The 12,629-nt window shown below is 37.5% G+C and carries 9 protein-coding genes; all 9 read right to left on the bottom strand.

Features of this window, described 5'->3' with window-relative positions:
* Positions 1-7 precede the first annotated feature (7 nt).
* The gene (gene tnpB / locus BN3261_RS03270) at positions 8-367 is read right to left on the bottom strand and encodes an IS66 family insertion sequence element accessory protein TnpB (RefSeq protein ID WP_015524382.1); all 360 of its coding nucleotides are present in this window, start codon (positions 365-367) and stop codon (positions 8-10) included.
* Positions 357-743, bottom strand: a complete 387-nt coding sequence (gene tnpA / locus BN3261_RS03265; protein WP_059085448.1) for an IS66 family insertion sequence element accessory protein TnpA — start codon at positions 741-743, stop codon at positions 357-359. Before tnpA ends, tnpB begins: the two co-directional genes overlap by 11 nt.
* A 120-nt stretch (positions 744-863) precedes the next feature.
* The gene (locus BN3261_RS03260) at positions 864-1,625 is read right to left on the bottom strand and encodes a restriction endonuclease (RefSeq protein ID WP_059085447.1); all 762 of its coding nucleotides are present in this window, start codon (positions 1,623-1,625) and stop codon (positions 864-866) included.
* A gap of 41 nt (positions 1,626-1,666) precedes the next feature.
* Positions 1,667-2,539: a GIY-YIG nuclease family protein gene (locus BN3261_RS03255; protein WP_059085446.1), complete on the bottom strand. Its 873-nt coding sequence runs from the start codon at positions 2,537-2,539 to the stop codon at positions 1,667-1,669.
* Positions 2,540-2,555: 16 nt separating this feature from the next.
* The gene (locus tag BN3261_RS03250) at positions 2,556-5,195 is read right to left on the bottom strand and encodes a DEAD/DEAH box helicase (protein WP_059085445.1); all 2,640 of its coding nucleotides are present in this window, start codon (positions 5,193-5,195) and stop codon (positions 2,556-2,558) included.
* The gene (locus BN3261_RS03245; protein ID WP_059085444.1) at positions 5,192-6,127 is read right to left on the bottom strand and encodes a HamA C-terminal domain-containing protein; all 936 of its coding nucleotides are present in this window, start codon (positions 6,125-6,127) and stop codon (positions 5,192-5,194) included. Before BN3261_RS03245 ends, BN3261_RS03250 begins: the two co-directional genes overlap by 4 nt.
* 16 nt (positions 6,128-6,143) lie before the next feature.
* Entirely contained in the window at positions 6,144-9,215 is a 3,072-nt protein-coding gene (locus BN3261_RS03240) for a type I restriction endonuclease subunit R (RefSeq protein ID WP_059085443.1), read from the bottom strand.
* 2 nt (positions 9,216-9,217) lie between these two features.
* A complete protein-coding gene (locus tag BN3261_RS03235; RefSeq protein WP_059085442.1) occupies positions 9,218-10,561 on the bottom strand; it encodes a restriction endonuclease subunit S in 1,344 nt (447 codons plus the stop codon).
* Positions 10,558-12,561, bottom strand: a complete 2,004-nt coding sequence (locus BN3261_RS03230) for a type I restriction-modification system subunit M (RefSeq protein WP_059085441.1) — start codon at positions 12,559-12,561, stop codon at positions 10,558-10,560. The genes BN3261_RS03235 and BN3261_RS03230 overlap by 4 nt, the downstream gene beginning before the upstream one ends.
* Between the last annotated feature and the right edge of the window lie 68 nt (positions 12,562-12,629).

Here is a 12,629-nt window from a genome sequence, read left to right as displayed (position 1 = left end):
CAGGATCTTATAAGATCTTATCCGGTCTGACTTCCTGGATCGGATGGCGTGCAACAATTTCCAGTCCCTGCATGAGATATTGGTACTGCTCTGGGGTGATCTCCAATGCTTCTTCTTTTGTGCGGGGCCAGTTGAATGCACCCAACTCCAGTCTTTTGTATAGAAGCAGGAAGCCATCGCCTTCCCAGACCAGCCCTTTGATGCGGTCAGTACGTCTTCCGCAGAACAGGAACAGAATATCTTTTTGATACGGATCCAGCTGAAAATTGAACTTGATAATGGATGCAAGCCCCTCCATACCACGTCTCAGATCTGTGTAGCCGGTAGCGAGATAGATCCTGCGGAACCCGGAAGCATCATTCAGCATGAAAGATATCTCCGATACGTGACAGGAGTTCTGCTGAAACGGAATTGGATATCTCTACAGAGACCGGTCCTTTTCGGAGGATGATATCCGGATGGAATCCATTTCTGACAGACTCCTGTTTTATTGGAATGCTGATCTCTGCGAACGAAATCTTTTGTGGGCTGGTTTCATCTGCCGGGTCTGTGATAACCGAAAGGTCCTTTGATGTCGAAGCAGCAAAAGCTTCTTTTCTGAGAATCCTTTGCCAGTAAAAGAATTGTTTGTCTGAGATCCCATTAGCCCGGCACCATTCAGTTTTATTCATACCGCTGTTCAAACATTCATTCATGATCTGGGTCCAATGTTCAATGCGGACCTGACGTGTGATCTTATCCATAAGATCCTCCTTTAAAAAACTTTTAGTTTTACAAAGGGATTATCTCATGGTTTTAGGTGAAAAGCACGGTACTAACTATTTACCGTATACAGGAGAATTGCCAACCTCCTGGTTTTATTTCTATCTATACTTCATTGCACTTCGCTGAATCAAATGATGAATCTCATTTACATCAAGGATGCTCATCATCGTATTTTGCTTTTCGACAAAACGTCTAGCGCCTCTAGTTACATGTCCTGTTGTCACCAAGATTGACTTATTTATCTGATCTGATGTCTGAACTCCATATAGAGAACGCACAATACTCACTCCAACCGAATTTCTTCTACCATATCGTTTGCATTCTATGTAAAACACAATAGGTTTTCCCATCTCATATTTTGTAGCAACAATATCACGTCCACCGTCTCTCGTTGCCTGAGTTAGCTCGGTCTCAAAGCCTTCATCTTGAAGCACCCTATTTATTACTTCTTCAAACTCTCTCGGCGAAATATTGTAAATCAAGTCTGGATTGTCTGATATTTCTAAAATAAGCCGTTCAACCCTATTAAACTCATTGTAAGCATAATCAATATCAAATTCTTCCTGACTATATACGATTCCTACGATTGGTGATTTTTCAAAATCGCCGCCATATATTTCGTAATCATCGTAGTTATATGCGCCTACAGGATATTCAAATCCTGAGATTCTGAATTGGATCTCGTTTCCGCATTCTTCACATACAATCACCCCATCATATCGATATTCAATTTCATCTCCCATGCCATTCTCGCCATGATCATATGTGAAAGCGTCAAACTCGATTTCTTCCTTATGTATTTCTATTACACTTCCGCATTCTGAACACCTTATTAGTACATCTTCTAACAATTCCATCATTCTAATATCACCACCTAAATCACAAGTTTGAATCAATAAAATCACTTTCCCTGTTCATTAAGTGATTTTAATGTAATACCCTCGGATGTTTTCCATTCAATATTGCCATTTGTGCTAGCTCCGCACGCAAAGCTAGATGCACCTGAAGGCGTATTAAATAAAATATCTTCTGTTAACATATTATTTGCATCGATAATGTTCTTGTGTTGAGTTCTCTTTTTTAGAACATAATCAGGACAGCTCTTAGTAATCTTTTGAGAAATTATACTTCCCTTCTTAACTACAAATCCGTCACTTGTTCTTACACCGATAGAATTTATGCCATTTCGTGTACAATACAAAATTATGCTTTCTGAAGTAGTGTTCTCGCCGTCATTATTATCTGCTAATAGTGGAACAAAAACCTTATGACCAAGAGTACCTACAATAACTTTAGCGTACTCAATGAACTCATCTAACTCGCTTTCTTTTTCTTCTGAAATGTTACCCGGTGTTGGATCATTATCATTTTTTACATCATACCGTTTTGCTTTAACAGCAAGCTGATAAAACTGATGCTCAAGATAGCTTATCTCTGTCGGTCCAAGAGAATCATTTGAGGTTGTCAGGGCTATTGCTTCTGTCCAATAGTCTTTTTTAGAGTTGCGATTATGTTCAACTAAACGATTCAATATGCCCTCTCCATTTTTTCGCACTCCTGCCTGTCCTATATAGACGACACTTTTATCATTCTCATCTTTGCCGAATAGCAAATATACACCAGTTTGCTTGAGTTCCGGCCTATCTTTACACAAATCAAGAGCCGTCCTTGGAATTTTGAACGCTAATCCCGTCCAATTTGCAAGCGTACATTTAATCCGTCCATTAACGTCACCATCCATCAGATATAACTGTATGTTTTTTCCTCTTGCCATAGTATCCCTCTTTTCATCACATTTCTTCATTCAAGAACAATTGAGGAATATTATATATAATTGATTCCGCATCAGTTCTTACCGTATTATTGCTACATTCGAGAAGATTCTTTTTTAGTTTGATTTCGGAAGTTTCTCCATCAGCATACACAATATATTCTTCTGCATGATCTTTAATATAATTTGCTGCTTCTCTCGAAAATCCATTTCTCTGAAGGAATATTGTTACTTCATTTGTTGTACCGTATTCAACGAATTCATACCAGTTATTTTTATCCAGAGAATTCTCACCGTGAATACTTTTATACATATTTGCATAACGCAAGAAATAGTTTGAAATACTGAAAAGAATAATATTTTCAATAACCTCTAGCGTATTAGCAAAAACAACATTTTTATGTTCTGGTGAATCATCATAGGTTACAACTGTATAGCGGTTCAAGTAAAACGGATACGGATTTTCTCTTCTGAATGTCAAGGCCTTTCTCATAATATTGTTTAATCCATGGCCTTCCATCCACTGTGAAAGAATCACCGCATACCAGGATAACATTCTGTATTCTCCATCTTTATCTTTCTTACCAAGAGTAGAATACTCGTATCTATCCCAATCAAATATTTGCCGTAATTCATCGAGAAATTTATAGACCATCTTATGGCTAAAATAGCCATTCTCGGCTTCAGGGAAATGACTACCTTCTCGTATAGCCTTTGCTAATTTCTTCGTTTGGTCAACCGATATATTGATATCGTTATCAATATAATTCTTGCTATTGTCATAGAGATTCTTTATTTTCAATAAATCTTCATTACTTAATTGCTTTGAAAATTCCCTCTTCACAAGACTATCACGCTCATCAACAATATCCTGTAATAAAATCAGCCCAAACTTACGCATCATAATGTATTCTTCTTCCGGCTGAGAATCATTGTATTTATCAATGACTGCATCTCCCTCAAGTAAAGCTTCCACAATATGCTTCTTAAGTTTTGGTTTTAGATCTTGAACCACAGATAGCTTCTGCTCTTTAACAGGCTCCCTTAAAAGTTCTAAGTACTCTTTCTCAGTAGTTCTCTTTCCGTCTGTCACGAAAAAAACATTCCCATATAAATTAAATTTTATTCGTCCAACACGACCAATGAGATTCTTAAACTCAACCCCACTCATCTTTGGACGCCCATTATAATTATTTGCAATGAAGAGATTATCTGCCGGAAGATTCACTCCTTCAATCAACGTACTTGTACAGAACATAGTTGTAATTTTTCCATCTTTAAATAGCTCTTCGATTCTACTTCTGATAGAGGAAGGAAGGTATCCAATATGATATGCCACACCCTTTTCAACAATATCTGACAAAAAATAATCTCCGTGAACCTCTCTCTTAATATCGCTAGCTAAACGCTTGAGTTCTGGATCATTAAGAGGGGCTCTTCTATCTGCAAACAAACGTGCATTTTCAATAGCACTGTTTTTGCTATTTACGTACGCGAGCGTTCTCTGTTTGTGTTCGGGATCATATTGTTCCATTAACAACATATAAGACATTAATTCTGTCCCAGATCGCTTTATTTTACATACGAACACCGGAGTTTTCGTATGATCGTTATATATACTAATGGTCTGATCTTCACAATTAATAATAAATTTAAACTGCGTAACTGGTGCATATGATGATGTTATTGCATTCTCCGCTCCCTTTTCAGCTTCAGTTACGAGCTTTAGGTATTCCTCCGGGTTCGGAATATTAGGCGATGCAAAAATAAAATGAGGCACCTGTTTCTTTCTTGAAAGAAGATCCACAACTTTATAATAGAATGGTCCTCTGCTATTACGACCGCCTATTTTATGAGCTTCATCAATAAACAAATAATCTAACTGAAAATCAGGATTACTAATTAAAAAATATAGCAATCTTTCAGGAGTCATAATAAGAATAAAATTATGTTCCTCTTCAAGAGAAATATCACTAGCAGCTGTTACCACACGATAATTCTGTTCTTCTAGAATATTTTTTAGATCATTAATAGTGTCATTACGCATTTCATTGATTAAGGCTTTAGTAGGAACTATTCTTGCAAAGTTCATCTTAACGCCATTCATTATCTGTTCCTTAATAAACATGTGCATAATGAACGATTTTCCCATTGACGTCGGAGCAGAATAACTCAAAAAATTGCTACTTAATCTATCATAAATGTTTTTTTGCTGTAAAAAAAACGTCTTACTTTTATCTGCCGGAATTGTTAAATACTGCTTACAAAAAGTAGCAAATGCCTTTTCCTGTAAAGTCCTTTCTGTATAAGAGGATTTTACAAGCTCTCGTCCGCGAAAATTTCCTACGTTGGTAAGAACTGAACCAGCGTAATATTTCACTTGTTCATTCTCTGGTTCCAATTCTAGCAGCAACGAAATTATTTCTTGCGCCCACATTTTATGATCATCCGCTTTAGATGTATGTGTCGAATTCGATAATAAGTCGGCAAATTGAAGAGCTGCATTAACATCATAATCACGTCTCTGACGAACGCTTGTAAGATGAAATTTGATTAGAGCATAGTTATAGAGCATGTTGTCGTATATGCTATTCAAATAGTCATTTTGATCAATTTCGTTGAAGATAGATTCGCCAAGATTTATTAGTTCTTCACTCATAACGTCACTTCCCCCTTCATAATATGCTCCATAATTTCTTTTTTATCTGTCTCAGCATCGTTAAAAGGTAAAATGTAAAAATAAAAGGAGTGTCCATCTAGTCCTTTCGTAATAATTTTATTAGCAATATAAGATGCATGCTGTTTGATATCCAATTCCAATCGCCTGTTAACTTTTTCTTTGTATTCAGCACTACTTAGACCTGTGGAATTAAGTCCAAGTGTGTAGCCAAGAAAAACTCCATATGCAATCTCATAATCTCCGCTTTTCCCTGGTTCTGGAATAATATGCTTTTTGATAAAATCAATTTCACTCTTATTATAAAAACCACTTAAAGCGGTCTTCTCTACCATTTTTATATCCTTATTACCATGCTTCTCGATACGTTCTATTTCTTCAAAGGCATTATCAATAGCATCTTTTATGTCTCCTATAATATTTGATGCACCAAATACCATCTCATACGAAATTTTTCCATTTGAATCAGTACCGGATAACAAATGAATACTCTCACATTCCGATCCATTGCTTAAAGGATTAGAATCAATTTCAACTCGGCTCATCAACTTTCTAGCACCAAGCATCTCCTCAAGCATCGCATAAATAAGCATTTCGCCTAACTCGTTACCAGTTCCCTTAGCATCAAACTCTCCATTTTCTGACATGACCTTAAGAGCCTGGGAAATGATACTATCGTCGTCATCATTAATATGAAAATCCTCTAATGCTGCTCGTGAAAATACATAACGTCCTATATTACGATAGAGAGCTGTTTGGAGGTCTTCTGTATAGAATTTATTTCCACGCACAGCCAAATAGAATAGGTGTAGTTCTTCGTTGTTACTAATTCCAAGTTTTTCATTATGTACTACTTCATTGAAGATTCCATCTAACGATTTCTTCTTCAACGTACGTGATATATCTTCTACCATAATGACCTCCTAACTTTTATTTCTCTATTTTGTATTCTGTTTTAGATTCAGCAACCATAAGTGTTGGTGTATCTACATTTTGATACGATGTAACTTTCCCAGTTGTCGGCGCCTCATATGTGTTTCCTTCTTTGTTATAGGTCAAATTAAATACCAAATCCGACAACCATTTTTTAAATGATGGATTATCTTGATATTGCTTAAATATCTCCATATTATCTGCCATTATTGAAAAGATCACTTGCTGCAATGCACGCTCGCTTTCCAATTTTGCACTCTGCTCATCAGAATTTCTCATCGCATTTCTGTACTTTTCATCCTTAGAAACCATCGCTGGAATTTCAAGAATCTGACGTCTTGCATTATCAGGCTCTTTCCAATCAATATTTCCAAACATATCATTGAACTCGCTAACAATGATAGATAGCAAGTCCATCTCAGGACTTACAATATGTCCACTTTTACCAGCTGGAACTGGTGCCATTTCTGAATCGGCATCATCAAGTTGGATCGACATTGTTTCACGAGCTTCAGTTCGATAACTATCTAAGTCTATCGTTTCAAGAATTCCCTGGGATAAATCATCATCCTGAGGTGATGGTAGCTTAGGAATCAATAAATTAAGGAAGATTGATAGCTTTTCCCATTCTGGATTTCCATAAGGCAAAATTGCCCCCAAGAATCCATATGTACGACAAAATGCCTTTGCACTACTCTTAAATTCTATTTGTTCTTCAATCTCTAATGTTTTGTAAATATTTGTACAAACGTCAAGAATATAATCTAACTTATCGCGTTGAGCACCGTTTAGGTATAAATTAACTTCGTTTTCAATATCATCACGCGAATATACCTGATGCTTCTCCATTGCTGAAATTAAATCATATAGTTTATTCGGATCTGTTTCTCCAGACAATATCGTCGTTCTATAATATCTTGAAAATGACTCTTGTATAATTTCTGGCTTATTAGCAAAGTCCAAAACACATGTATCGTGCTTTTTCGGATGGCAGCGATTTAATCTTGATAATGTCTGCACAGCCTGAATATCATACAATTGCTTGTCAACATACATTGTGTGAAGCAATGGCTCATCAAATCCGGTCTGGAACATATCCGCAACAACAAGGAATCTGTATGGATCTTTCTTAAATTCCTTTGGTATCTTTGAGTCTGCAAAACCATTCATAATAGCTGAAGTGAGTGGAGGCTCCTGACCGTTATATTTATGATCACCAGAAAATGCAACTATCGCCTTGTACGGACTATGTCTTTCTGCAAGATGCTTATTAATCGCATAAAAATATTCAATACATCTAGGAATACTAGAAGTAACCACCATTGCTCTCGCCTGTCCACCAATTTTTCCTTTTGCGATTACTTGCTCATGAAAATGTTCCACCATCATAGCAGCCTTCTTGTCGATGGTATAAGAATCGCTCTCTACGAATGCACGTAATTTCTTTTGAGCTTTTTTCTTATCGAATTGAGGATCATCTTCGACAATCTTCTTTAACTTATAAAAACTGTCGATAGGTGTGTAATTCTTCAGCACATCAAGAATGAATCCTTCTTGGATTGCCTGCTTCATTGTATATACATGGAATGCAAGAGCCTTCTGTGTTCCATCCTCGTTATAAATTGGATTTCCCTTTTCATCTGTCAACTTTTTACCAAATGTCTCCAAGGTTTTATTCTTAGGCGTAGCGGTAAAAGCAAAGTAGCTGGCATTCTTCAAAAGTTTTCTGCCTTCCATCATGGCATTAATTTTATCTTCGTTATCCATATCGTTATCAGAAGCAAGACCTGATAGAGCAAGATTCATTTGTGCAGAGTTACGCCCGTTTTGACCGGAATGAGCCTCATCGATAAGAATTGCAAATTTATTATCTTTGTGTTCAGCACCAATATCCGGTACAACATATGGAAACTTCTCAATTGTGGTTATGATAATACGCTTGCCGTCAGTGATAGCTTTACGTAAATCACCGGAATGTTCTGCCCACGCCACAACATTACCTACCTGTGCAAATTGCTTGATATTATCTCGGATTTGCTTGTCGAGAATTCGTCTGTCAGTAACAACCAGAATAGAATTGAAAATTGGATGAGCGTCCTTTTCTAATTCCATTAATCTGTAAGCAAGCCAAGCGATAGAGTTCGACTTACCACTCCCGGCACTATGTTGAATAAGGTATCTGTTACCGACACCATTTGCTTCGACATCGGCAATTAGTTTTTCAACAACATCAAGCTGATGATAACGGGGAAATATCTGTTTTACAGTCTTTTTCTTTGTTTCTTCATCAACTTCAGTTACAACTTGAGCATAGCTTTCAATAATTCGTGTCAGCTTATCCTTTGTAAGAATCTCTTTCCAAAGGTAGTCTGTTTTTAAACCATTAGGATTAGGTGGATTACCTGCACCATCGTTATAACCTTTATCAAAAGGCAAGAACCAACTATCTTGAGCTGCAAGTTTGGTGCAAAACTTAACTCGGTCGTCATCCACAGCAAAATGAACCATGCAACGTTTGAAAGAAAAAATCTGTTCTTTTGGACTGCGGTCATCTTTGTACTGCTGAACGGCATTTTCTACATTCTGTTTGGTCAGTTGATTCTTAAGCTCGAAAGTAATTACAGGCAGACCATTGATGAATATGCAAAGATCAAGAGCCAGTTTTCCTGCATCGATAGAGTAGCGAAGCTGTCTTGTAACGCTGAATATATTCTTGGCATAAAGCGCCTTCGCCGTATCATTATTTTCATTCGGTGTCAGATAGAACATAATGAGGTCAGCTGGATACACCTTGATTCCGTTGCGAAGAACATCGATGATTCCACGTTTGGCAAGTTCACCCTGGAGGCGATTCAAGAATGTTCTCTTTTTCTGCTCACTCTTAAAGACTGCCAGCTTTTCTATCTCATCCGGCTGAGTGTCAGCAAGGAAGCGGAAAAGGCGTGTTTCGTCTATAGCATACTCTTTGTTGTAGTCTGCATTTGTACCTTGCTCGTAGCCATTATGCTTAACAAGCCAATCAACGATTATTGTTTCTAAACCGTCTTCTTTGGTATTTGAAAATTGCATACTTAATCCTCCTGTTCCCCATCACCATCAAGATCCGCATCTTCAGAATCACTGTCGGCAGATTCCTCTGTAAATTCATATTCTGGTATTTCTATATCACGAACATCAATTTTGCCAGTAACTGTGTCTACGATAATCTTTGTCTTATATTCCTCTAATACCTCAACTTCCGCAGTTAGCTTTTCAATGGCGTTATTGTATGTTGGTAATGTATTTTTTATATGTTCTACGATGACATTTTGTTCGTCGGCGGGAGGAATAATAAAAGGAATTTCCTTCATCTTATCCATCTGCAAATCCCACTGTCCCACACGAATACCATCGGATGCCTGCGCAAAGAAATTCACATACACTTTGCTACGGATAGCATAGTGAAAGTACTCCAAATTATCAAAAGCGACATCAAAGATGAAGTAAGCAGGGCTGACGATTCCAGTATAGTCTGAAATTCCATAGGAACCTTGCCATGCTTTCATTTTGTTCATGGCGAATTGTCCTTTTTTCACAACCTTATATCCGCTCAAATCGTCTGGAATAAAATTGTGATTGGACTCTGTATCTTCAACATCTCGCAGTATGACGCCCTGTTCGCGGACAACGGACAGCAGCGGAAGCTCGGGATGATTTTTCACGCTGATAGAGTGCAAGATTTGCCGTAATTTCATAATCTGCCAATGAGCCGGAATGTCTCCGAGCCATTTAACACCGCTGTACTTCATTGGTGTATCTGCCGACAGCCCATGCGTAATGGCGTGGCTTATCAGAGACCTTTTCAAAGCATCAATATCTTTGATTTCCTTTTTCTTGATGTTGATCAGCTTATTGATGTTCGAAACCTTCCAATCCAAAAATCGCACAATTTGGTCTTGTTCGGAGCGGGGAGGCAGATAAAATGGAATTTCTTTCATTCTTTGTATCGATAAGTCCCACTGACCAACTCGTATGCCATCTGATGCTTGACCAAAGAAACTAACATACACCCTGCTTCGAATAGCATAGTGAAAATAATCAGGGTTCATATCATAATTAAAATCAAACACGAAATATGCTGGACTTACAATTCCTGTATATTTAGACACTCCGTACGATCCCTGCCAGGCCTTCATCTTATTCATGGCAAATTGTCCTGATTTAACCATTTTATAATTACTCAAATCATCAGGAATGTAATTATGATTATCGTCATTTTCTGTATCTCTAACAATTACTCCCTTTTCTCTAACAACAGACAATAACTGCAAATCAGCATGATTTTTTTCACTAAATGGTCTAAGGATTTGTCGTAACTTGAGAGCTTTCCAATGTTCAGGAGGAGTTCCTAACCAATTTAAATTTATATTCTTCATCGAATCCCTCCCATAATATCCGCCATCATTCCATCAGCTTCTTTCTCAAGTGAGTTAAGGCTTTCGATAATTTCTGACATTTCACGAAGTTCTACTGGCTTGTAGAAATACTTTGTAAAGCTGATTTCATAGCCAATCTGTGTTTTTTTCTCATCAATATAGGCATCCGGAGCGTAAGTAAGGACTTCATTCTGCATGAAAGCCTCGATGCCACCTTCATATGTGAATGGGATATTCTCTGTGTCACGAAGATCGGTGTCTGGCTCATCTGTTGCCACAGCGGTTGCATCTTTCTCAGTGATAAATGGACGCACTTTATTAAGTTGTGCCTTCTTGAGTTTTGTTACCTTTGCAAATGCTTTCCAATCATCAAGCGGAGCAGTAGCAGAGGCTTTTGCAATGGCAGTGGTTACTGTCTCGTATTCATCAGCTTTTTTGAAAGTATTTGCAGGAATCGTTCGTTCCGGGAACACTCTCAAACGAAGAGGTCTTTCTACAGTTACATTCCAATAAGCAAAATCGTTATTATCCAAAATCATGCTGACTTCACTTTCTTCCATATCAAGGAAGATACGAATAATTTCTTTTCGGATGTCAGGTGTGAACTCGCAGTTCTTTTTACCCATATTTTTACGAAGAGGTGACTTCATGTCAGTAGCATCAATTAATTGTATTTTACCTTTTCTACGTTCTTCTTTTTTATTGGAAAGAACCCAGATAAAGGTTCCAATACCAGTGTTGTAGAACATATTTTCTGGCAATGCGATAATAGCTTCAACAAGATCGTTTTCAATCATATAGCGTCGAGCGTTGCTTTCTCCACTACCTGCATCTCCTGTGAAAATAGAAGAACCATTATGCACCTCTGCAATACGACTTCCAAGTGGGGAGTCTTTTTTCATTTTTGCGACATTATTAAGAAGGAATAGAAGTTGACCATCGCTTGTACGTGGAATCATCTTCATTTCAGTTCCATCTTCTAAATAAGTATTGAAACGGGTATCAAGGATTTCTTTCTTACCACCCATTTTTTCTGCGTCAACCTTCCAGCTCTTTCCATACGGCGGATTTGCAAGCATAAAGTCAAATTGACGAGTTGCATTTCCATCAGCAGATAAAGTGGAGCCATATACAATGTGCTCTACTTGTTCACCGTCACCTTTCAAAAGCATATCTGCTTTACAGATAGCATATGTTTCTGGTTGTACTTCTTGTCCAAATAGATGGATTGATACATTCTTACCACGTCTTGTTGCAAGTGTCTGAAGTCTGTCCTGCGCAACAGTAAGCATACCTCCCGTACCACACGCACCATCATAGCATGTATAAGTAGCATCCTTGATCTGATCCGCAATTGGTATAAAGATAAGATCTGCCATAAGTTCTACAACATCACGAGGAGTCCAGTGTTCTCCGGCTTCTTCATTGTTTTCTTCGTTAAATTTACGAATAAGTTCCTCAAAAATAGTACCCATGCCATGATTATCAAGGCCTGGATGCTTGAGGATCGTCTTCTCATCATCCTTATATACCGGGTTTGGACTAAGATTAATATCAGAAGACACGAACTTCTCTATAACTGAACCGAGAATATCAGCGTCAACCATTGTTGCTATCTGATTTCTGAATTTAAACTTTTCAAGTATCTCCTGTACATTAGGAGAAAAACCATCCAGGTATGTTTCAAAATCAGTTTTTAATTTTTGTTTACTAGCACGGCTCGTCAAATCTTTCAAAAGAAATGGTGATGCATTACAAAAAGGCTGACCAGCAGCATTACAAAGAGCAGGCCATTGATTATCAACTTTTGCTTCATCAAGAAGCTTCTTTGTATTTCTTACATTTTCAATAGTGCCTTCAAGCATGGCATCAAGTCTTCTGATAACGGTCATTGGTAGAATAACATCACGATATTTTCCTCTAACGTATACATCTCGCAGGCAATCATCCGCGATACTCCATATAAAACTAACAATTTGTGTATGTACTTGATTATTCATAACAATTCCTTTCATTCCGATATTTTTACAATTATCAGTATATATTTCGTAATGTCCAATTATCAGGA

The organism is Blautia massiliensis (ex Durand et al. 2017), from assembly GCF_001487165.1.
In the GTDB taxonomy this organism is placed as follows: Bacteria; Bacillota; Clostridia; order Lachnospirales; family Lachnospiraceae; genus Blautia_A; species Blautia_A fusiformis.
The sequence above is the reverse complement of the archived record's forward strand: the minus strand, read 5'-3'. Positions and strand labels throughout refer to the sequence as shown.

Bases quoted from the DNA above. Each gene is read 5' to 3' on its own strand.
- tnpB (WP_015524382.1), bottom strand. From the start codon at position 367: ATGCTGAATGATGCTTCCGGGTTCCGCAGGATCTATCTCGCTACCGGC.
- tnpA (WP_059085448.1), bottom strand. From the start codon at position 743: ATGGATAAGATCACACGTCAGGTCCGCATTGAACATTGGACCCAGATC.
- BN3261_RS03260 (WP_059085447.1), bottom strand. From the start codon at position 1,625: ATGATGGAATTGTTAGAAGATGTACTAATAAGGTGTTCAGAATGCGGA.
- BN3261_RS03255 (WP_059085446.1), bottom strand. From the start codon at position 2,539: ATGGCAAGAGGAAAAAACATACAGTTATATCTGATGGATGGTGACGTT.
- BN3261_RS03250 (WP_059085445.1), bottom strand. From the start codon at position 5,195: ATGAGTGAAGAACTAATAAATCTTGGCGAATCTATCTTCAACGAAATT.
- BN3261_RS03245 (WP_059085444.1), bottom strand. From the start codon at position 6,127: ATGGTAGAAGATATATCACGTACGTTGAAGAAGAAATCGTTAGATGGA.
- BN3261_RS03240 (WP_059085443.1), bottom strand. From the start codon at position 9,215: ATGCAATTTTCAAATACCAAAGAAGACGGTTTAGAAACAATAATCGTT.
- BN3261_RS03235 (WP_059085442.1), bottom strand. From the start codon at position 10,561: ATGAAGAATATAAATTTAAATTGGTTAGGAACTCCTCCTGAACATTGG.
- BN3261_RS03230 (WP_059085441.1), bottom strand. From the start codon at position 12,561: ATGAATAATCAAGTACATACACAAATTGTTAGTTTTATATGGAGTATC.